At 67.4% G+C, this 21,346-nt stretch carries 16 protein-coding genes; 11 read left to right on the top strand and 5 right to left on the bottom strand.

The genetic code is table 11. The features are described 5' to 3' along the window. Positions 1-355: 355 nt before the first annotated feature. On the bottom strand, positions 356-1,771 hold the full coding sequence (gene dnaA / locus P2P98_RS02280; protein ID WP_275796818.1) for a chromosomal replication initiator protein DnaA: 1,416 nt from the start codon (positions 1,769-1,771) through the stop codon (positions 356-358). Positions 1,772-2,067: 296 nt separating this feature from the next. Between dnaA and rpmH the strand changes: the two genes are divergently transcribed. From rpmH to P2P98_RS02235, 9 genes are all read left to right on the top strand, one after another. Next, positions 2,068-2,205 carry a 50S ribosomal protein L34 gene (gene rpmH / locus P2P98_RS02275; RefSeq protein WP_013584598.1) on the top strand — a complete coding sequence of 46 codons (138 nt, stop codon included), beginning with the start codon at positions 2,068-2,070 and terminating at the stop codon, positions 2,203-2,205. 8 nt (positions 2,206-2,213) lie between these two features. After that, positions 2,214-2,552 carry a ribonuclease P protein component gene (rnpA, locus tag P2P98_RS02270; RefSeq protein WP_275796790.1) on the top strand — a complete coding sequence of 113 codons (339 nt, stop codon included), beginning with the start codon at positions 2,214-2,216 and terminating at the stop codon, positions 2,550-2,552. After that, positions 2,549-2,905 carry a membrane protein insertion efficiency factor YidD gene (gene yidD / locus P2P98_RS02265; protein WP_013584600.1) on the top strand — a complete coding sequence of 119 codons (357 nt, stop codon included), beginning with the start codon at positions 2,549-2,551 and terminating at the stop codon, positions 2,903-2,905. Before rnpA ends, yidD begins: the two co-directional genes overlap by 4 nt. Positions 2,906-2,907: 2 nt before the next feature. Further along, positions 2,908-3,981, top strand: coding sequence for a membrane protein insertase YidC (yidC, locus tag P2P98_RS02260; protein ID WP_275796787.1), 1,074 nt, complete (start codon positions 2,908-2,910; stop codon positions 3,979-3,981). A 14-nt stretch (positions 3,982-3,995) separates the two neighbouring features. Then, entirely contained in the window at positions 3,996-4,499 is a 504-nt protein-coding gene (locus tag P2P98_RS02255) for a R3H domain-containing nucleic acid-binding protein (RefSeq protein ID WP_275796785.1), read from the top strand. Positions 4,500-4,507: 8 nt separating this feature from the next. Beyond that, positions 4,508-5,137 carry a 16S rRNA (guanine(527)-N(7))-methyltransferase RsmG gene (gene rsmG / locus P2P98_RS02250; protein ID WP_275796784.1) on the top strand — a complete coding sequence of 210 codons (630 nt, stop codon included), beginning with the start codon at positions 4,508-4,510 and terminating at the stop codon, positions 5,135-5,137. A gap of 5,058 nt (positions 5,138-10,195) precedes the next feature. Beyond that, positions 10,196-11,113 (top strand): ParA family protein, encoded by a 918-nt coding sequence (locus P2P98_RS02245; protein WP_275796782.1) that lies wholly within the window; start codon positions 10,196-10,198, stop codon positions 11,111-11,113. Then, the gene (locus P2P98_RS02240; protein ID WP_275796780.1) at positions 11,113-12,093 is read left to right on the top strand and encodes a ParB/RepB/Spo0J family partition protein; all 981 of its coding nucleotides are present in this window, start codon (positions 11,113-11,115) and stop codon (positions 12,091-12,093) included. The genes P2P98_RS02245 and P2P98_RS02240 overlap by 1 nt, the downstream gene beginning before the upstream one ends. A gap of 42 nt (positions 12,094-12,135) precedes the next feature. Further along, entirely contained in the window at positions 12,136-12,483 is a 348-nt protein-coding gene (locus tag P2P98_RS02235; RefSeq protein WP_058596205.1) for a hypothetical protein, read from the top strand. Positions 12,484-12,869: 386 nt separating this feature from the next. Here P2P98_RS02235 and trxA read toward each other — a convergent pair whose 3' ends face one another. From trxA to P2P98_RS02215, 4 genes are all read right to left on the bottom strand, one after another. Further along, positions 12,870-13,193: a thioredoxin gene (gene trxA / locus P2P98_RS02230; protein ID WP_058596206.1), complete on the bottom strand. Its 324-nt coding sequence runs from the start codon at positions 13,191-13,193 to the stop codon at positions 12,870-12,872. Positions 13,194-13,254: 61 nt separating this feature from the next. After that, positions 13,255-14,241 (bottom strand): thioredoxin-disulfide reductase, encoded by a 987-nt coding sequence (gene trxB / locus P2P98_RS02225; RefSeq protein WP_275796776.1) that lies wholly within the window; start codon positions 14,239-14,241, stop codon positions 13,255-13,257. A gap of 74 nt (positions 14,242-14,315) precedes the next feature. Beyond that, complete coding sequence (gene murJ / locus P2P98_RS02220; protein ID WP_275796774.1) at positions 14,316-15,914, bottom strand: murein biosynthesis integral membrane protein MurJ; 1,599 nt, start codon at positions 15,912-15,914, stop codon at positions 14,316-14,318. Further along, a complete protein-coding gene (locus P2P98_RS02215) occupies positions 15,911-18,148 on the bottom strand; it encodes a DUF6049 family protein (RefSeq protein ID WP_275796772.1) in 2,238 nt (745 codons plus the stop codon). Before P2P98_RS02215 ends, murJ begins: the two co-directional genes overlap by 4 nt. 68 nt (positions 18,149-18,216) lie before the next feature. Here P2P98_RS02215 and P2P98_RS02210 point away from each other — a divergent pair, with 68 nt between their 5' ends. Together P2P98_RS02210 and P2P98_RS02205 are read left to right on the top strand one after the other, a co-directional pair. Then, on the top strand, positions 18,217-19,731 hold the full coding sequence (locus P2P98_RS02210; RefSeq protein ID WP_275796770.1) for a methyltransferase: 1,515 nt from the start codon (positions 18,217-18,219) through the stop codon (positions 19,729-19,731). 124 nt (positions 19,732-19,855) lie between these two features. Beyond that, entirely contained in the window at positions 19,856-21,283 is a 1,428-nt protein-coding gene (locus P2P98_RS02205) for a CCA tRNA nucleotidyltransferase (RefSeq protein ID WP_275796768.1), read from the top strand. Positions 21,284-21,346 lie beyond the last annotated feature (63 nt).

Raw genomic sequence — 21,346 nt, 5'->3', positions numbered from 1 at the left:
ATCTCTCTTAACTCAAATGGGATCTTTCATCTTGTTAACAGCTGTGGAGAGTGTGGATAACTCGACGGATCCCTGTTAACAGAAGGGAACGACACCAGTGTGACCTGTGGAGGCGTTGCGGAGAGCCTGCGCAGTTAACGCGACGGCACTCGAAGGGGGTGCGCCTGCCGTCCACAGGTTAAGGCGCGTCGTACACAAGTCATCCGCAGAGATTTGGAGTTATCCACAGGTTTTCCACACTGTGTAGAACCGTGCGAGAAGTCTTCGCGGAAGAGGTTGTGACGGGTTCTCCCGGGCGAAAAAGACGAAAGGCCCGACCGCGGATGCGGACGGGCCCGGTGCGGGAGACGAGCTCTCAGCGCATACGTCCGAGTTGGCTCGTGATCTCCGAGACTTGGTTGAAGATCGATCGACGCTCCTTCATGAGGTCGCTGATCTTCTTGTAGGCGTACATGACGGTCGTGTGGTCGCGGTTGCCGAAGAGCTGCCCGATCTTGGGCAGTGACAGGCTCGTGCGCTCACGGCAGAGATACATCGCGATCTGACGGGCGGTCGCGACGGCTTGGGATCGGCTCGAACCGTAGAGGTCGTCGACCGAGAGCTTGAAGTACTGCGCCGTCGCCGTGATGATGTCGGTCGGCGAGACGACGTTGGCGTCGTCTTGATCGATGATGTCGCGGAGGACGGTCTGCGCGAGGGACATGTCGAGGGTCGACCGGTTCAGGCTCGCGAACGCGGAGACGCGGATGAGGGCACCCTCGAGCTCGCGGATGTTCGACGACACCACCGTTGCGATGTACTCGAGGACGTCGTCGGGAATGAGGAGACGCTCGCTCTGCGCCTTCTTGCGGAGGATCGCGATGCGCGTCTCGAGGTCGGGTGCCTGCACATCGGTGATGAGGCCCCACTCGAAGCGACTCCGCATGCGATCTTCGAAGCCCGTGAGCTGCTTCGGGGGCAGGTCGCTCGTGATCACGACCTGCTTGTCGTGGTCGTGCAGGGTGTTGAACGTGTGGAAGAAGGCTTCCTGCGTCTCGGCACGCCCCTGGAGGAACTGGATGTCGTCGATCAGAAGGATGTCGACGTCGCGATATCGGGCCTGGAACGCCGAGCCGCGGTTGTTCGCGATCGAGTTGATGAAGTCGTTCGTGAACTCTTCGCTCGAGACGTATCGGACGCGGATGCCGGCGTACATGCTCGCGGCGTAGTCGCCGATCGCGTGCAGCAGGTGGGTCTTGCCCAGTCCCGAGTCCCCATAGATGAAGAGCGGGTTGTAGGCCTTCGCCGGCGCTTCGGCGACGGCGACAGCCGCTGCGTGGGCGAATCGGTTGGACTGGCCGATGACGAAGTTGTCGAAGGTGTACTTCGGGTTCAGTCGGGTGTCGCTGCGAGAAGCCGGGACGATCGGCTCCGGAGCCTGCTCGGGGATGAGTGAGTGACCGGCCGGCGCCGACACGGAGCGCTCGTCGGCAGGAGTGGGTCGCGGCGAATCGATCAGGTCGGGATTCACGACCACACGGAACGCGTTCACTTCGGGGTCGGGCCCCTGAACCTGGGTCAGAGCCTCGAGGATGGGAGCCCGCATGCGCTTGTTGATCTGCGCTGCAGTCAGGTCATTGGGGACATCGAGGTACAGGGTGCCGCCCATCACGCCCTGGGGAACGGCGAGGTTCAGGAAGCCGTGGAGCTGCGGCGTGACGCGCTCGTCCTTGAGAAGGTGGTCGAGCACGGCGGACCAGACGGGAACATCCGGTACTTCGTGCAATGACATGTCCCCTCCGGGATCTCGGCGCGCGGGCAGACCGACGGAGTCACGTCGAACCTGTGGATAACTTCCGGGGCCACGCTAGTTCGCGGCTCATCCGGAGCAAAATCCACTGTAGAACGCTGTCGCGTGTCTTTGCCACGCCTGTGGACAACGACTGGGGATAATGGGCGGTCGGTTTCTCGGTTTGAGTTAAGGGCGCGCGCGACGTAGCCTTAGTCGGTTGACTTATGCCTATACGGCAGTCCCGACCCACGTCCCCGGCAGAAGAGCATCGGGCGACACCACCTCCGGAGTGACCCATGAGCAAGCGCACCTTCCAGCCCAACAACCGTCGCCGCGCCAAGAAGCACGGCTTCCGCGCCCGCATGCGCACGCGCGCCGGCCGCGGCATCCTCGCGGCCCGTCGTGCCAAGGGCCGCACCGAACTCTCGGCCTGATTCACCCGGTGCTCGCGAAGCCGAACCGACTCACCCGCGGATCGGACTATAAAGCCACTGTCCGCCGGGGGACTCGGTGCGCCGGAACGCACGCCGTGACCTATGTCGGCAGCGTGGACGAAGACGGCCCCGCCCGTTTCGGTTTCATCGTGAGCAAGCAGGTCGGATCCGCGGTGATCCGCAACACCGTCCGCCGCCGCCTGAAGGCGGTGTGCGCCGAGGCGCTCCCGTCTGTCCGCGGGGGCGCCTCGGTCGTGATCCGGGCACTCCCCTCCTCGGCGACTGCCGATTACGCGTCGCTCCGGTCCGACGTCCTTCGTTGCTTGCAGCGGAAGGCTTTCGCATGAGCGCCTCGACCCTCCCCACCTCGTCCACCGGGACGGCTCATTTCGAGCTGTCCGCGGTGGTGGCATCCGTCCCGCTCCTCCCCAGGAACGCGGGACTGGCCCTGTTGCACGCGTATCGCGCGACGATCTCGCACGTCTATGGCGACGTCTGCAAGTACTACCCGTCCTGTTCTGCCTATTCGGTAGGCGCCGTGCAGCAGCACGGACTCGTCAAGGGTGTCGCGCTGACCGCGGCCCGCCTCGCACGCTGTCATCCCTGGGCTCAGGGAGGCATCGACGATGTCCGTCCTCACCGCGCCTTCCGTCACGAACTCACTCCGCACGGATTCGTCGTGCCCTCCCGGAAGGACTGATCGTGCAATTCGATCTCATTGGGACCATCCTCTGGCCGTTGAAATGGATGGTCGAGCTCGTGCTGGTGGGCTGGCACGCGCTGTTCACGGCGTTGGGTATGGCGCCGGCCGCGGGCCTCACCTGGGTGCTCTCGATCGTGGGTCTCGTGCTCATCGTGCGTGCCGCCCTGATCCCGCTCTTCGTGAAGCAGATCAAGAGCCAGCGCAAGATGATGGAGATCGCTCCGGAACTGCGCAAGGTGCAGGAGAAGTACAAGGGCAAGCGCGACCAGCTGTCTCGCGAGGCGATGAGCCGCGAGACCATGGCTCTGTACAAGAAGCACGGCACGACGCCGGTCTCGAGCTGCCTCCCGCTCCTGGTGCAGATGCCGATCTTCTTCGCCCTGTTCAGCGTGCTGAACGACGTGTCGAAGCACGCCGCGAGCGGCGTCGGTGGTGTGGGTCTGCTCACCCCCGAGCTCACGACCGAGTTCTACGACGCGCGTCTGTTCGACGTGGCATCCATGCACGTGAACCTCGTGACGGCGTGGAGCCAGCCCGACGGCCAGGTCACCGTGGCGATCCTGCTCACGCTGGTGGTGCTGATGATCGCGTCGCAGTTCTTCACGCAGCTGCAGATCATCTCGAAGAACCTCTCCCCCGAGGCGAAGACCGGCCAGGCGTACCAGATGCAGAAGGTGATGCTCTACATCCTTCCGCTGGCGTTCATCTTCTCGGGTGTCTTCTTCCCGCTCGGTGTCGTCATCTACTGGTTCGTCAGCAACCTGTGGACGATGGTCCAGCAGTTCGTCGTCATCCGCGAGATGCCGACCCCCGGATCGGACGCGGCCAAGGCCCGCGAAGAGCGCCTCGCGCGCAAGGGTAAGGCGATCGATTCGAGCGGCAAGGTCGTCCCGATCGAGAAGTACCGCGCCGAGCAGCAGCGTCTCCTCGAGGAGGCCGAGCGCGCCCGCGCGACGCAGCCCAAGCGGCAGCAGCCGGTCGGCAAGCAGCGCGCGAAGAAGCAGCAGGGCAACAAGCCCGGCTCCCCGGCACGGCCGGCCCCCGGCTCCGCCGCATCCGACCCCTCCTCCTGACGACCGGAGACATCATGACGACGTCCGAGCAGATCTCGACCGACCAGAACGCCGCCACCGAAGAGCAGCTCGAGCAAGAGGGCGACATCGCCGCCGACTTCCTGGAGGGTCTGCTCGACATCGCGGATATCGACGGTGATCTCGCCCTCGACGTGCGCGCCGGTCGGGCCTATGTGTCCGTGGAGGCGGACGACGCGAGCGCGCTGTCGTCGCTGTCGCACCCCGACACGGTTCAGGCCCTCCAGGAGCTCACGCGCTTGGCCGTGCAGAACGCCACCGGTCGTTTTTCTCGGCTGATCCTCGACGTGGGGGGCTCGCGCGACGCGCGCCAGCGTCAGCTCGAGAACCTCGTCGACCGCGCGATCGAACGCCTGGACGAGGGCGCTTCGCAGGCGTCTCTGCCGGCGATGTCGAGCTACGAGCGCAAGCTCGTCCACGACATCGCTGCGGAGCGCGGCTGCGTGTCGGAATCCTTCGGCGAGGGCGCAGACCGCCACACCGTTCTGCGCCGTAGCTGAGGACCCGGATGCCGTTGGATCTGGAGGCGGAGCCGGCTGTCGCCGCGGAGATCTTCGGTGATCGTCTCAGCCTCGCTCGGCGATTCACCGAGGCTCTCGCGCAGCATGGCGAGGAACGGGGTCTGATCGGTCCGCTCGAGGTCCCACGTCTGTGGACACGTCACATCCTCAACAGTGCTGTCGCGGCGCCTTTCTTCGAAGGGCAGGCGGCGGACATCGGTTCTGGTGCCGGTCTGCCGGGGATCGTTCTCGCGATCGCGCGCCCGGACGTGCAGTGGACGCTCATCGAGCCGATGGAGCGCCGGACGATCTGGTTGACCGAGCAGGCGGAGGCCCTCGGACTCTCGAACGTCACGGTCGCTCGAATGCGCGGGGAAGAGTGGACCGGTGGGCGTTCGTTCGACGTTGTCACCGCGCGTGCGGTGAGTGCGCTCCGCACCTTGCTCCCCTTCACGGCTCCCCTGGTTCGTTCGGGCGGTCGACTGGTGCTCTTGAAGGGAGCGAATGTCGCGGCCGAGATCGACGCGGCCGCGAAGCAGGTGCGCCGCTTCGGACTGACGGATGTGCGCGTTGAGGTCGTCGGCGAGGGTCAGCTGGACGAGCCGACACGCGTGTTCGTCGCGACGGTATCGCGCTGACGAGCTTTTTCTTCCGCCGCTCGCGAGCCTGATTACCGCGACTGATCGCGGTGCTGTCTCACCAGCCCGCGTGAGGCTTCGGTGAAGCACTGTTCTCTTCGGGCCGCGGACGCGACGTATGCGTAGCCTGGCCCGCGAACATGTATGACAAGTACGTGCGGCGCTTTCAGTACGACCGTCACGAGCTTCTCGATTGAGAGACGTGCATCGCGGTGATCCCGGCGTGAACTCGGGTGCTCGCGTGCGTCAATCCTTGGATGGTCACTGCGGACGTTACTGCCGCATGGGGAGCGCGCGTTCCACGTGAAACGCGACTCTCAGAGTCCCGTGGTGTCGATGACGGATGTGCATCCTCACTCTCGGTGATGGGCGCGGTGCGTCGGCGGTGAGAGAGTGCGATTCCTTTTCCAAGTGGGCGTGGCTCCTTTCGACCGAGTCTGGCGGGAAGCATCTGGCGGGCCCGTGGGGCAATGCCATGGGATCTCAATCACCTGCGCTCGATTGCGGTGACACGAGAAGCTCGACGGAGAGTCCTGATCAACATCTGAAGCCGCTCGCGTCTGGATGTGGTGCGTGGCGGAGGCCATGCTCGGTGTTCTGCCCAAGGGAGATCGCGCTTCACCTCTCCCCCGCGGCCAGGGGAGGTGTCCGTACAACGCGGCCGGAAGCCTGCTGCTTGGTGATCGTCGGAAGTGCCCGACCTCTAAGACTCCCGTGATCGCAAGAGTGGGTGGTTTCAGGGTGATGACCAGCACCGGCGTGAGCCGTCGGCGGCGTTGTCGGCGGTGGAGTTGCGGCGCCCGCACGCCGGGGTCAGTGGCTTCTGCGATGGGCATCAATGTCGGTTGGACAGCTTGTCAACTGCCAGGGTCCGCGGGCATCGGCGGCGAGGGCTTCGGTTGATGTCGAGGCCGTGTGACACGAGCGCCCTTCCCCGGCGCGAGCTCGTGTCGGGGGCGTGAACGGAGGAGTGACCGCGCCTGCGCGTTGTTCGGCTGATCCCGGTTGAGACTCAAGGCGTCGGAGACAGACCTCGAGACGGTGATGCGCACGTCGTCGGTGACCGGCGCGACCAGGGTGTGAGAGGCGACGGTGTTCGACACGAGAGATATTTGAGCGAGGCCAGCGCTCGCCCGGTTTCCGTGGGCGAGCGGCCCGATGGGACGGCATCCGGGCTCTACCGGTCATCGCTCGCGTCATTGCGCAGGCAGTGTTGCGCGGCTCACCGTCTCACCGCGACGCCGGACTGGTGTGTGGCGTGTTGCCAGGCTTCGGAGTTCGGCGTGTGTTCGGTGCCGCCGTGGGTTTCGGGCGCCCTCGGAGCGGCGCGGCGCACGAGCGTCGCCCGCCGTGACGGTCGCGGGTGACACGGTTGTCGGCTCCTGGAGGGAAAGCGGACGCGCACTGCGGGCTGCTCGAGCCGACCTGCGTGCTCGCGTACCAGGTTGGATCGAGAGTTCGAGCAGATCGACCTGCTGTGTGAGATGGTCCCGCAGAGCGCGGTTGTCGCACAGGGGGTTCGATGAGGAAGTGACGGGATGCTGCGACGCGCGGGCGTCTGTGATCTTGGCGGTCGTCGCAGGATGCTGGGTGTCGCTCGACTGCCGAGATCATTTCGTGTGCGTAGGGAAGCGCTGGGAGAAGCGCCGCTGCCAGGGTCGCGTCTCGGATACATCTCGCGTCTCGATGGCAGAGGTCCATGAGATCCGCTACGCCTGAGTCGCGTAGCGGTCTGAGTGGGCTGAAGCCCCGTCACGTGTGATCCTCCTGAGCGTGCACGTCTGAGGCGTGTGACCAGGCGTGATGTTTCACGTGGAACGAGGCGTGCGCTACTCCCCCTGACGTCGAGGCGCCGCGTGGGGACAGTTTTCTGGGATGAGTTCGCGGCGTGAGGAGCACGTCACGCCTATCCGATCGTTTGTGTACCCGACCCGCACGTTCGGCGTTTCTGTTTCACGTGAAACATTCTTTGCCGTACGCCCGCGGTCCCCTGGCGTCGGGATGTCGTTGCCGACCCATGCGTACTGTGTGAACGTACGTGGTGTCCGCGCGCGGGAAGCCCTAGCAGCGCAGGAGCGCGCACGAGTTGTGCAAGAGCTGCTGGCACGCGAGACCTACCAGCACGAACGCACGGGCGTGCGAGCTTGTGTGCAAAGGCCGGTGATCTTGAGACATCTGCTCGTCGATTCGGCTGGCTGATGAGCGAGTCGTGGAGTCAACTGACACGTGCAGGTACGTGTCCAGGCCACCACGCGTGCGGTCTTTCGCGTGCAGGTCGCGCACGGCGGTGAGTTCACCGATCCGTTGGCCCGAAGATGCCGAGCGTGTCCATTCCAGGTGATGTCGGGTCCCGTGAACGTGAGTGGACTGCTCGTCAGAGCAAGTCACACGCAGTGGACGGTCGGAGGTTCCGATGCGCGCCGTCCAGACCAAAGAAGACCCGCGACTGTCCCGGTGGAAATCAGGGCGCCGCGCGTGGTCGGGGACCTGTGCGTGCGCAAGACTTCGTGGCTGAAAGCAGGACGCCTCAGGATGAGAACAGAGTGACCTGATCGAATGATGCGGCGAGCTCATCCCCCACAGGTCCCTCAAGGGTGGTGCCCGCGTTTCGCGATGGCTGGTCGCACGTTCGCAGTCTGGACCGGGGTCTGTCACTCGGTACGTCACGAGCATTTGCTACCAGATCCTGCCTGCGCTGCTGTTGAGCGGCGTAGAGGTTACTCGAGGCGGGATTGGGGCGCTGAGGTGGATGGTCAGGATCAGCCCGATCTCCCCCTCAATGTCAGGGCCGCGGTCAAGCCTGTGGTGTGTAGTCCGGAGCCGAGCGCACGCGTCGACCTTCCCATGAGCGGCGGATGCGCCGAGGGAAGTTCCCGCCGAGGTCGTGTGCCAACACGATTCTCCAGGAGGTGCACGCATAGGGCGTTGGGTGGCCTGAGTCCGGCCGACGGCTCTGACGTGTTTCACGTGGAACGCGGGCACGCTGAGCAGTGCGAGCGGTCCACCAGGATCGGCTGGCGAGACCTGCATTGTTTGGGTGGCTACGGCGCACGTGACGCCATCACAGGAGCGAACGTGGGCCTTGCCGGACGGCGTCGGACGGAGGATGGGCGATTATCCAAGATGGGTCGCACGAGGTGCTTGCTCAGGGTCCGGCCCCGACTGACACCTGCAACTATCCGCTGAGGGCAATTCACGCCTTGGTGTCAACATCGAGTGTGGGTGTAGGCATCTCGCAGTGAGTCCGCTGCCCGCATACCTGCTGGCTCGCGGTTCATAGACGACTACGGGCGGGATGTGTCGGCGGGTGAAAGTTAGGTCCGGGCGACACCCGCTCAGCCCCAGCTCTGACGGATGTACTCCACGACTGCTGGAAGCCAATGCAGCGTCGGCGTCGTTACCCGCGTTCGGGCCGTCCGCGGGGACTCGCGACTTCCGCACGAGCCACCGCACGACAACGCCTCGGGCGTGGCAGTGCTTTCTGATGAGACGACTCCTCACCGCGGCGTGCGGCGTTCTCATGGGACAACTCAACCGCCCGTCGAGAGCGGGTCGCGAGCTGAGTGGTTGGCTTCCACCTATCGTCGCCCGGTCGCGCGTTGGGGTTGTGCTGAACCTGCGGTTAGCGCGAGTGCGCGGCGAGAACCGTCCAGGACGCTGTTCCCATCGGCTCATTGTGTCTCTCGCAAGCGGTGTTTCACGTGAAACATGTTGCGGGCGCCGGCGTGCTGCTCGGGTCAGTATGAAGAAGAGAGAATACCGCGCAGGTTCAATCTGGTGGGGGGCGACGGGGCACCGGAGTGGAAAGACCCGGGGTGAGTCGACGGCGGTCTCGTCAAGATCGCGGCGTTGCCCTCCTGCCCGACTTCGCCTCGCGCCCAACGTGAAGAAGGCGCGAGGAGTGGGTGTCTTGAAGCAGGAGACTGGCGATTGCTTCGACGGGTGATCGATACGCGAGCGTGACTGGGACAATCGGACCGCACGGCGAACTGCAAGCCAGTTCGGCGCTTCGGGATGTTTCACGTGAAACCGACCAACGGATCTCGCTGCGCGGGATGTGCCCACGCGTGGGAAAGAGTGCAGGACGTTGCCGGGAGCCGGAAAGTCTCCCCAGCGGCGGAGAGTTGATCGAGTTCACGTAACGAGAACCGATCACTTCAATGGGTCATGCATCCAGTCGCTCCCCGGTCGATCTCGCTCACGTCAGAGTGGCGCTGGAGGAGTCCGGTTGGTTGTGTCTCCCTCGTCGAACGAGGTCGACGGTCTATCGCGAGAAACGCCGACTGTTCGAGCCTTTGCGATGCCAGCCGGGCTGTCTGCGCTGCATGAAGCACCCCTGTCTGTTCTGACTACTCCTCGCGCGTCGAGGCTGGTCGACATGGCACAGTGAGTGCCGTGTGGCCGTGATCGCTGGCGCGCCGGCCACGCACGGCGTGCAAGAAGCCTGCTGGACTGCTTCGCCCGGCAGGCAGCGAGATTCGCGACCCGTGGTGAGTTGCTCGATCGGCGAAACAGAGCTGATTGCGATCCTCCGCGTGTTCTCTGTGCACTCGAACTCTGTGGTCTTGACACGCCTTGGCTCCTGGTTGGGTCGCTCGTCCTCCCCCGCGGCGCATGTCGCAGAATACGAGCACAGAGCGCACCGCCGACGTTGCTCACGCGAGACCTTGCACTCAGGGCTCGCCGCTCGACGCTTCGCGCTCCCGAGTTGGTGCTTGGTGCTTGGGGCTCGGCAGTCAGGACTCGGTGGTCGTCACTTGCTACTCTGTGAGTCGCTCGTGGCAGGCGGCACTTCACGGTGGCAGGGTGCTGACGCCTCGCGACACCAGGCTGCGACTTAGCCACTCTCGCTGAAGTCCACAGCGTCTTACCGCCCCGGCGACCTCCACAAGACCGCGCCTTGGGGTGGGCGAGGCAGACAATGGCATCCCAACCACCCCCAGGAAGTGGGCTCGAACCTCGCCCACCACTCTGTGGATAACCGGCGCTCGGCGATCGTCGCGACCGCCTCGCGGGTAGACTGGGCGAGTTCGGCGACGGCAAGGGAGAGCGTTTCACGTGAAACAGTCCGACGAAACGCCATCGTCATCCTCGTTCTATGACTCCCCCATCGCACGCGAGATCGCTGATCTGTCCGCGCGGCGTCGGGCGCTCGAGAGCGCGAAGGTCGAACTCTCCGGGCGTACGCGCGTCTTCACGGTGTCGAACCAGAAGGGCGGCGTCGGCAAGACGACGACGGCCGTGAACATCGCCGCCGCTCTCGCGTCTGTGGGAGCGCGCGTGCTGGTGGTCGACCTCGACCCGCAGGGGAATGCCTCTACGGCGCTGGGGGTCGCTCACAACGCAGAAACCGCGAGCATCTACGACGTTCTGATCAACGAGGTGCCTCTCGCGGATATCGTCCAGACGAGTCCCGAGTCACCGAACCTCCTGTGCGCGCCCAGCACCATCCACCTGGCGGGCGCCGAGATTGAACTGGTCTCACAGGTCGCTCGCGAGCACCGTCTTCGGGGAGCGCTGCGCGACTACCTCGCGATCGATGGCAATTATCTCGATTTCGTCATCATCGACTGTCCCCCGTCGCTGGGTCTGCTCACCATCAATGCGTTCACGGCGGCCGACGAGGTCATGATCCCGATTCAGTGCGAGTACTACGCGCTGGAGGGGTTGAGCCAGCTTCTCGGCAGCGTTCAGATGATCCAGAAGCATCTCAATCCGACGCTGCATGTCTCCACGATCCTCCTCACCATGTATGACGGGCGTACCCGTCTGGCTCAGCAGGTGGCCGACGAGGTGCGTTCCCACTTCACGGACGAAGTGCTCGATACCGTGATCCCCCGCTCTGTGCGCGTTTCGGAGGCACCGAGCTTCGGGCAGACCGTGATCGCGTACGATGGCCAGTCAGCGGGCGCCATCGCCTACCGCGAAGCCGCGGTCGAGATCGTCAACCGCGACACCACGACGAAGGGCTCCTGATGGCGAAGAGGACCGGACTCGGGCGCGGTATCGGCGCCCTGATCCCCACGGCGGAGGCATCGGAGGCGCGTCCGGTCGACGTGTTCTTTCCCGGCGCGCCGGCGAAGGATTCGTCGGCCCAGACGGCATCCCCCGCTGGAACGGACGCGGCTTCGCCTGCGGACGACCTCGTTTCGGTGCCGGGCGCTCGTCTCGTACACATCGACCCCAAGGCGATCGTCCCCAACCCTCGCCAGCCACGTACGCACTTCGACCCCGAAGACCTCGCGGAGCTCGTGCACTCCGTGCGTGAGTTCGGGGTGCTCCAGCCCGTGGTCGTCCGCGACAAGGGCGACGGCACCTATGAACTGATCATGGGCGAGCGCCGGACGCGCGCTTCGAGGGAGGCGGGCCTCGAGTCCATCCCCGCCGTGGTTCGCGAGACCGACGACGAGTATCTCCTGCGCGACGCGCTCCTCGAGAACCTCCACCGCTCGCAGCTCAACCCTCTCGAAGAGGCGTCCGCCTACCAGCAACTCCTCGAGGACTTCGGCATCACCCAAGAGGAGTTGGCCACTCGTATCGGTCGCTCTCGTCCACAGATCAGCAACACCATTCGCTTGCTGAAGCTCCCTGTGCCTGTTCAGCAGCGGGTGGCGGCGGGAGTACTCAGCGCGGGGCACGCACGCGCGATCCTGTCGCTCGACGACCCGCAGGAGATGCAGAAGCTCGCCGACAAGATCGTCAACGAGGATCTTTCCGTGCGCGCGGCGGAAGCAGCGGCCAAGATGCCGGGGGTCTCGCCCGCGCGTCAGAAGCCGAAGGCAGGGTCGCGACGTTCCGGTCTCGACGACGTCGCGGAGCGGCTCGGTGACCGACTCGACACCAAAGTACGCGTTTCGCTGACGGCAAAGAAAGGCCAGATCAGCATTGATTTCGCTTCGATTCAGGACCTGAATCGCATCCTTTCCGCCCTGGGCGAAGAGGGCTACACCGGCTGACGGACAGCGCCGGGTGTCGCCGGTCGCGCGTACCCTTGAAAGGTGACCGCGAACGAGCAAGACCCGCCCCGGCGGGCGAGTCTAGAACTGCTGCGGGCAGAGGCATCCGACGAACTGGCAGTGCTCATCCATGAGCGGCTGCGCGGTGGCGAAGACCCGTGGGACTTCATGGAAGACCTTCCGAGCGTCGATGAGCTCGTCGTCCTGACGCTGCGGGCCGACAACATCGCCGAGAACGGCGGGCAGCGCCCGAACCGTGCGCGCAACTACCGCGTCCTGCGGCAGATCGCTCTCGACTATCCCCCGCTCACGCGCGCTGTGTGGCGCATCCTGGGCGAAGAAGAGCCACACCGGCGCTGGGATGCCAGCGTGCGCCTCGACGCCTCCTGACGGCCCTCAGGCGCCTGACGCGCCGCACTCCCGGTACGACGTTGGGACCGCGCGGCGTACATTCCGCGGTCCACGCAAAGCGCAAGCCGCGCACGGCGCCCACCCCCGCACGACGCGATCCGTGCACGGCGCACACCGCGCGCGGTGCACACCCCGGTAAGACACGGGTCTGCGCGACGCAAACCCCGAAGCGCGACCCCGTAGCGTCCTCTCCCCCGCCGCGTCGATGATGAAGCCTCCGTGGGCCTCACCCCAGCGCACCCCGGGCGTGATCGAGCGCGGGCCCTGCTCGGCATCCATTGTCCTTGCGACCCCCGCGGCGATACGCCGCCGGAAACGACGGATCCCCGACGCCGAAGCGCCGGGGATCCGATTCGCGAGGGGACTCAGCCGATGAACGGCGCGAGGTCCTGCTCGAGCGCGTACTTGGGCTTCGCGCCGATGATGGTCGTCTTGACCTCGCCGCCCTGGAACACCTTCATCGCGGGGATCGAGGTGATCTGGTACTTCATCGCGAGGTCGGGGTTCTCATCGACGTTGAGCTTGAGGATCGTGATCTTGCCCGAGTTCTCGGACTGGATCTCGTCGAGCACGGGGGCGACCATGCGACACGGTCCACACCACTCGGCCCAGAAGTCCACGAGAACGGGTCCGTCGGCCTGCAGGACGTCCTGCTCGAAGGTCGCGGAGGTCGTCGCCTTGGCGGTCATGTGCTTTTCTCCTTAGTGAGAGCGTCAGTTGGTGAAACGCCCGAGGGCGTCGAATTGTTCCTCAGACCACCGCAGCGTCGGGCAGGCCCTCGATGAGGCTGTCGGCGACAGCCGGTTCGCCGGCCTCACCGCGTGCCGCGAGGAAGTGCTCCACGTCGAGGGCCGCCACCGTGCCGCTGCCGGCCGCGGTGATCGCCTGGCGGTAGGTGGGGTCGATCACGTCACCGGCGGCGAAGACGCCCTCGACCGAGGTGCGGGACGAGCGTCCGTCGACCCAGATGGTGCCCTGGTCGGTGAGTTGGAGCTTGTCGTGCACGAGGTGCGTGCGCGGGTCGTTTCCGATCGCGACGAACAGGCCGTCGAGCGGCAGCTCGCGCGTGGTGTCGTCGACGGTCGAGCGCAGGCGGACGCCGGAGACGGCCTCGTCGCCGAGAATCTCGTCGACCGCGCTGTTCCAGATGAACTCGATCTTGGGGTTCGCGAAAGCGCGCTCCTGCATGATCTTCGAGGCACGCAGGGTGTCCTTGCGGTGGATGATGTACACCTTCGACGCGAACTTCGTGAGGAAGTTGGCTTCTTCCATGGCGGAGTCGCCGCCGCCGACGACGGCGATCGTGCGGTCGCGGAAGAAGAATCCGTCGCACGTGGCGCACCACGAGACGCCGCGGCCGGAGAGCCGGTCTTCACCCTCGAGGCCGAGCTTGCGGTAGGCGGAGCCGGTCGCGTAGATGACCGAGACGGCCTCTTCGACCTTGCCGCTGCCGAGCGTGACCTTCTTGACGGGTCCTTCGAGGTCGAGCGACACGACGTCGTCGTACAGGACCTCCGCGCCGAAACGCTCGGCCTGCGCCTGCATCTTGGCCATGAGGTCGGGGCCCTGGATGCCGTCGGGGAACCCGGGGAAGTTCTCGACCTCGGTCGTGTTCATGAGGTCGCCGCCGGCTTCGACGGAGCTCGCGACGACGAGGGGCTCGAGGTTCGCCCGGGCGGCGTAGATGGCGGCCGTGTAGCCGGCAGGACCCGACCCGATGATGATGACGTGACGCACGATTGCGCCTTCCTCTCGTTGATTCCGTCGGATGAAACCCATGGTAGCCCCGGGGTATTCCGCGGGGCTGAGGGCTAGCGTCGGGGCAGGAACCGGCGCACGAGTGAGAACGCCGACGCCACCTCGGGGGTGCGGAAGAGGGCCAGGATGCCGACGTACACCGCCAGCACGACGGTTCCGATCAGGCCGGCTCCGACCGCTCCGGCGAGAGAGCTCGTCGTCATCCAGCCGGTCGATCCCCCGAGGAGTGAGAGAACGACGAATCCGGCCATCGCGGCCGGAAGCGACGCGAGGGTGAACTTGACCAGCGCGGGGAGCCATGCGGCAGTCCCGATCCCGCCGAGGCGCCGGTGCAGCAGCACGCTCGCGACGATGACCTGCACGATGCTGGCGAAGGATTGGGTGAGGGCCACCCCCGCGGCGAGGACGCTGCGATCGAGGAGGAGGCCCGCGAGTACCGCGCCACCGGCCACGAGAGCGCACTGCAGCAGCGTGAAGAAGAACGGGGTCCGGGTGTCGTTGTACGCGTAGAAGGTCCGCTGCACGACGAACAGGACGGCCAGAGGCACCAGGCAGAGCAGGAAGCACAGGAGCACCGGAGCCGCGGCGGTCGCCTGCTCGGCGCCGTTGGTGAAGATGCGGCTGGCGGGTACCGCGGCCACGGCGAGGGCGGCAGCGGCCACGACGATGAAGAACCCGAGCGTACGAATGCTGCGAGCGATGTCGGCCCGCACCTCGTCGTGCCGTCCGGATGCCGCGTGCTCGCTGAGCTGCGTGAAGTACGGCGTCCCGATCGAGAGCACGATGATCGAGTACGGGAGCATGAAGAGGAGCCAGGCGTTCTGTGACGCGAAGATCGCCGGGTCCTCCCCAGAGGCGCCAGAGAGCACGTTGGATTGCACGATGCCGGCGAGTTGACCCGCGACGACCATGAGAAACGTCCACCCGGCCAGTCGGGCGATGTGGCGCAGGCCCACGCCCTTCCACTGGAAGTCCGGCCGCAGCGCCAAGCCGGCCCGCCGCCAGAAGAACAACAGCACGAGGGTCTGAACGACGATGCCCGCCGTCGCCGTTCCCGCCAGCACCGCGATCATGCTCGGTGTCCAGGCATCCACCCGGGTCTGGGGACCGCCGAAGATCAGGATGAACGCGCCGAAACCGGCGATCGAGACGATGTTGTTGACGATGGGTGCCCACGTGTACGGGCCGAACACCCGTCGAGCATTGAGGATCTCACCGAGTAGCGCATAAAGGCCGTAGAAGAAGATCTGCGGCAGGCACCAATAGGCGAACGCCGTCGACAGCGCGAGTTGGTCCGGTGTGAACTTGCTCGCGTACACCTGCACGAGGAACGGCGCGGCGATCATCGCGAGGGCGGTCGCGCCGAGCAGCCCGACCGTCCCGAGCGTGAAGAGCTTCGAGATGAACGCTTGGCCGCCGTCGGCGTGCGCTGCGGCCTTGACGATCTGCGGGACGACGACGGCGGTCAGCAGGCCGGTCGAGATGATCGCGTAGATGTTGTTGGGCAGCTGGTTCGCGACGGCGAACGCGTCGCCGGCGCCGCCGAAGGATCCGATCGCGGCGACGAGCACGATCGTGCGGAGCAGGCCACTGACCCGCGAGACGACGGTGCCCGCCCCGATGAGGACGCTCGCGCGACCGATGCTGCTCACGGGCGGGACTCCTCGGAGGCGTGGGGGGCGGTGGGGTCGTCGTCGACGGCATCGCCCTCGGCGGGCGCGCGTCCGTCGGCCGGCTCGTCGTCGGGTGTCGGCTCTGGTTCCTGGCCGGCGGCGGCGCGCCGTCGACGTGCGAGGGTACGGATCACGCCCACGCCGAGGAAGACCACGACGAGCACGATCACGACAATGAGGCCGATGCTCTCCCACTCGGCGCGCACTTCGACGTCGACGACCTGCGGGGCGCCGACGGGCTCTCCCGTGGGGCTGTAGAGCTGCAGGGCGACGCTGACCTCGCCGTTGGCCAGTCGCGCCTCGACGGGCACTTCGACGCGCGTGTTCGCCGAGGCCTGGGCCTCGACGGGGGTGCGATCCTGCACCCGGAGTCGCGCATCGTCGGGGCGGACCGCGAGCACGACCGAGATCGGCCACGGGAGGTCGTTGCGCACCCATGGACGCAGCGGCGCGCTCGAGCTCACCAGGCGGAAGTCCGACGACAGGATGCCGACCGCGTTCAGCGTGGTCTGTGTCGCGGCGCGATGGTCGGAGACGGCCGTGCGGGCGGCATCCCCTGTCCATCCCACGTTCAGCACCTGGAGGACCTCGGCGCGCTCGCGACCGGTGAGCAGGTCGGGCTGCTCGAGGATCGTCGCGAAGCGGTCGATGACCTGCTCGTCGGCGACGAGGTTCGTCACGTCGTCGACGAGCGTGCTGTCGACCGCAGCGTCGACGAGCGAGATCGCGGATGCCGGCTGCCCGGCGATCGCGTCGAGGGTCGTCCCGGTGAAGCCCGGCGCGGTCGTGACGGCCGTCATGGTGGCGCGCAGGCTCCCACGCGATCGGTCCGTGCCGCGGTCGAGGACGGCGAGGACGGGGCGGTCGGCGTTCGCTGTGCGCGCGAAGGCGAGATAGCCGAGCGCTGCGGCGAGGTCGGCTCCCCGTCGGGTGGTGTCGTTCTCGCCGGCCGCGCGGGTCAGCGCCGCCGAGACCTCGGCGTCGTACACGGGGGTGGACACTCCTCCGACGCTGGCGTTCGCCGGGACGGCCTCGCCCGCACCGGCGACGGTGCTCGAGGGAACCAGGACTCGTGTGGGGGCATCCGCGGTCCCCTGACCGCCGAGAGCGGCCACCGTGTCGGCACCCGCGGAGCCGGAGGCCGGCCAATACACCGACGGAGTTGAAGAGCCGATGTCGAGGAGGGTCGCCAGGTCGGGGAGCGTCGGCTGACCGGGGGTCGCGGAGGGATCCGGCGACGGGCTCGCGACCGCAGGGGGCTGCGTGAAATCGCTCGCGGTCATGTACGACTGGAGCGAGGTCGGGGCGAGGGGCGCCGTGAGCCCGGCGCGCAGTTGCGATGCCAGGTCGGCGTCGCCGAACTGCAGAGCGAAGCGTTCGTTGGGCAGCGACAGCAGTCTCTGCAGCCACGCCACGGCGGTGGGAGGTGCCGACGAGCCCAGTGCGCGGATGGATGCCACGATCGCCGGGTCGATCGCCAGGGTCGCCCGCGTGCCGTCGACGGCGTCGAGCTGGGCCGAGAGCGGACCGTCGACCGCCGTCAGATCGACGAGCTCGTTCGCGGTGAGCAGGCCGCGGGTCATCGGGGAGGCGGTGATCGGGACGACCAGCCCCAGGGGCGTCGGCGTTCCCCCGTCGGCGGTCACCACCACGACGCTGAGCGCCGTGAGGCCGTCGGCCGTGCGGGCGAGGAGCGGGTACACACCGGCCGCCCGCCCGGCCACCGCGGCATCGGTCGCGGGCACGCTGAACGTCGTCGACGCCTGCGCGCCGGAGGGAGTGGCATCCAGAATCCCGGTGGCGATCTGCTGGAGCGTCACGCCCGTCGAATCACCGTCGAGCCAGCGCGTGAGCGCCGAGTCGTCGGCCAGGGCCTGTGTGCCGATCGACAGGGCCACGGAGGAGGCAGGGAGGGCGCTTCCCCCGCTGGGGTTCGCTCGGGTCGCGGTCGCGGTGAGTGCGTCTCCGCTACGCAGGATGCCGTTGGCCGCCGGAGCGACGGCGAGCAGCGGTGCGGCGCTCGCCGTGGCGGAGGGCGTCGGCGTGGCCGTCGGAGCAGCCACGGCGGCGGCGGGCGCGGCCATACCCAGCGCGAGGGCGGTTGCCGCGAGGGTCGCCAGCAGCCGGCGCGTGAGAGGGCGCCGCAGCACGGGTGAGCCAGAGGGCTGGGAGATCACGGTCATACGAGCGTCGGTGGGCGAGGGGTCTCGCACCGCGACGAGTCTAGGGCCGCCCACCTCGGAGCCCCCCGATAGCCTCGCGAAGACGGTTGAATGGAGCGGTGCTTCCCGAACCCGATCCGACGCTGTGCCGCCTCCTCGCCGACGACCTGCGGGCGGCGGGCTACCGCAGCGCCGAGCTGAGGAGCGCGTGGGGTCCGCGAGCCGACGACGCCGTCGCACGCGGACTGCTCGGCCCCGCGATGCGCGCGCTGGGCGACCGGCGCGATCCGCTCGCGGTGCTGGGGCGCCTGTGGGGGCTCGGTCGTTCGGTGAGGCGCGACGACCTCGCAGCTGCCCTGCCGTCAGTCGGGATTGCGGGAGCCGTCACTCTGGGCCTCGCCGTTGAGGACGGAGACACCGTGGCGCCGACCGTTCTCGTCCGCCCGCAGGCCATCGCCGACGCGGACGGCGAGGAGGAGTGGTGGATCGCGAGCGACCTCGACGAGGCGGCGCTGGGCGGCCCTCTTCCCGAGGATCATGTGTTGGGCGTCGGTGGGGCGTCTCAGACGCTCGCTCGGTTGCAGGTCACCTGGCGTGCCGCCTCGGCTCTCGACATCGGCACGGGGTGTGGCATCCAGGCTCTCCGCCTGCGTCGCCTGGTGCCGCGAGTGGTCGCCACCGACATCTCCGAACGGGCGTTGCGGTTCACGCGCCTGAACGCCCTCCTGAACGACGTCGACGGGATCGAGACGCGGCACGGTTCGCTCTTCGAACCCGTCGAGGGAGAGCTGTTCGAGCGGGTGGCATCCAATCCCCCGTTCGTCATCACCCCGCGTGTGGCGGGGGTTCCGGCCTACGAGTACCGCGACGGGGGCCTCGAGGGCGACGCGCTCGTCGCCTCGGTCATCCGCGGGGTCGGAGCTCACCTCGCGCCGGGCGGAGTGGCGCAGTCGCTCGGGAACTGGGAGTACCGCGTGGACGAGAGCGGACTCGACCGCGTGAGGGGATGGGTCGATCCCGAGCTGGACGCGTGGGTGATCGAGCGCGAGGTGCTGGACCCGCTCGCCTACGCCGAGCTCTGGGTGCGCGATGGCGGAACCGTGCCGGGCACACCCGCCTATGCCCGCCTGATCGACGCGTGGCTCGAGGACTTCGATCGGCGCGGGGTCACGGGGATCGGCTTCGGGTACGTGCTCCTGCGTCGACCGCTCGCCGGGGCTCCGACGTTGGCGCGCTACGAGCGGGTCGCCGGCGGCGGCGAGGCGGCGTTCGGTCCGCACCTGGCCGCGTGCCTCGAGGAGCACGACCGCGCCGCCCTGCTCGACGACGACGGACTGGCCGCCGCGACCCTTCGTGTGGCGTCCGACGTCACGGAGGCCCGGCACCACCGGCCCGGAGAGGAGTCTCCGTCGGTGATCGAACTGCGCCAGGGCGGAGGCTTCGGTCGCACGATCGAGGTCGACCCGGCGCTCGCCGCCCTCGTCGGCGCGTGCGACGGAGACCTCGCCGTGGGACCGCTGGTCGGTGCGATCGCGGAGCTTCTGGAGGTGGATGCCGATGACCTCCGCGCCGACCTCCTCCCCCGCGTGCGTGAGCTCATCGTGACCGGTTTCCTCCGTTTCGTCGACGCGTAGGGCCCCCGCCTGTTGAGTGTCCACGACACGCCGCAACTGCGGGGTGCGATACGGCGTGTCTTGGACACTCAACCGGAGGCGGCACCGCTGCGGTGCTGTCGGCGGCCCCGGATAGGCTCGAAGCATGCTGAACATGGCCGAGGGTCTCGCGCGCCTCGAAGAGCTCGCCGCGCATCCCGTGGTCGCCACGCTGGCCCGCGTCTTCGCCGATGAGGGCCGCGATCTCGCGATCGTGGGCGGACCGGTGCGCGATGCGCTGCTCGGACGCCTCACCCACGACTTCGACTTCACCACCGACGCCCGCCCCGACGAGATCCTCGCGCTCGTGAAGCCCGTCTCGTCGGTGCAGTGGGACGTGGGACGGGCCTTCGGCACGATCGGCGCGCGCGTCCAGGGCGAGCAGGTCGAGATCACGACCTATCGCGCCGACAGCTACGACGGCGTCACCCGCAAGCCCACGGTGGAGTTCGGTGACACGCTCGAGGCCGACCTCACCCGTCGCGACTTCACCGTCAACGCGATGGCCTTGCGCGTCCCCGCGCGGACGCTCGTCGACCCGACCGGCGGCGTCGAAGACCTCCTCGCCGGACGCCTGCGCACCCCGATCGACCCGGCCGTGAGCTTCGGCGATGACCCGCTGCGCATGCTGCGCGGGGCGCGCTTCTCGTCGCAGCTCGAGTTCGCGATCGACCCCGACACCCTCGACGCGGTGAGCGCGCTGCGGCAGACGCTCCAGATCGTCAGTCCCGAGCGGGTCCAGGCCGAGCTCGTGCGGCTTCTGCAGACGGATGACCCGGTGCGTGGCATCCGGGTCCTGGTCGAGACGCGGCTGATCGACGAGTTCCTCCCCGAGGTCCCCGCGCTGCGGCTCGAGGTCGACGAGCACCACCACCACAAAGACGTGTACGAGCACTCGCTCACGGTGCTGCGGCAGGCCATCGCGCTCGAGAAGGAGCGGAACCCGGATGCCGCGCCCGACGTGCCCCTCCGCCTCGCGGCCCTGCTGCACGACATCGGCAAGCCCGCGACCCGGCGACTGGAGCCCGGCGGCGGCGTCACCTTCCACCACCACGACATCAAGGGTGCGCGGATGGCGCGCAAGCGCCTGCAGGCGCTGCGGTTCGACGCCGCGACCACGACGACCGTCTCGCGCCTGATCGAGCTGCACCTGCGCTTCTTCGGCTACGCGGAAGGCGCGTGGACGGATGCCGCGGTGCGCCGTTACGTCCGCGATGCGGGTGACGAGCTCGAGCGGCTGCACATCCTCACGCGGGCGGACGTGACCACGCGGAACAAGCGCAAGGCCCAGCGCTTGGCATCCGCCTACGACGACATCGAATCCCGCATCGCCGCCCTCCGCGAGCAGGAGGAGATCGACGCGATCCGGCCAGAGCTCGACGGCAACCGCATCCAGGAGGTGCTGGGGCTGACGCCGGGCCGCGAGGTCGGTGAGGCGTATCGCTTCCTGTTCGACCTGCGACTCGACGAAGGCGTGCTCGGCGAAGAAGAGGCCGAGCGGCGTCTTCGGGAGTGGTGGGCTGCCCGGGGGTGAGCTGCGCTCCGGCCGAGCACGAATGGCGTGCGGGCCGGGCGTGGTGTGCCGTCGGGCGTGGTG

The organism is Microbacterium sp. Kw_RZR3 (genome assembly GCF_029222405.1).
Classification (GTDB): domain Bacteria; phylum Actinomycetota; class Actinomycetes; order Actinomycetales; family Microbacteriaceae; genus Microbacterium.
This window is presented reverse-complemented; position numbering and strand designations above follow the sequence as displayed.

Excerpts from the sequence above, each read along its gene's own strand:
- rpmH (WP_013584598.1), top strand. The coding sequence starts at position 2,068 with ATGAGCAAGCGCACCTTCCAGCCCAACAACCGTCGCCGCGCCAAGAAG.
- yidD (WP_013584600.1), top strand. The coding sequence starts at position 2,549 with ATGAGCGCCTCGACCCTCCCCACCTCGTCCACCGGGACGGCTCATTTC.
- dnaA (WP_275796818.1), bottom strand. The coding sequence starts at position 1,771 with ATGTCATTGCACGAAGTACCGGATGTTCCCGTCTGGTCCGCCGTGCTC.
- P2P98_RS02255 (WP_275796785.1), top strand. The coding sequence starts at position 3,996 with ATGACGACGTCCGAGCAGATCTCGACCGACCAGAACGCCGCCACCGAA.
- P2P98_RS02205 (WP_275796768.1), top strand. The coding sequence starts at position 19,856 with ATGCTGAACATGGCCGAGGGTCTCGCGCGCCTCGAAGAGCTCGCCGCG.
- rsmG (WP_275796784.1), top strand. The coding sequence starts at position 4,508 with ATGCCGTTGGATCTGGAGGCGGAGCCGGCTGTCGCCGCGGAGATCTTC.
- trxA (WP_058596206.1), bottom strand. The coding sequence starts at position 13,193 with ATGACCGCCAAGGCGACGACCTCCGCGACCTTCGAGCAGGACGTCCTG.
- P2P98_RS02240 (WP_275796780.1), top strand. The coding sequence starts at position 11,113 with ATGGCGAAGAGGACCGGACTCGGGCGCGGTATCGGCGCCCTGATCCCC.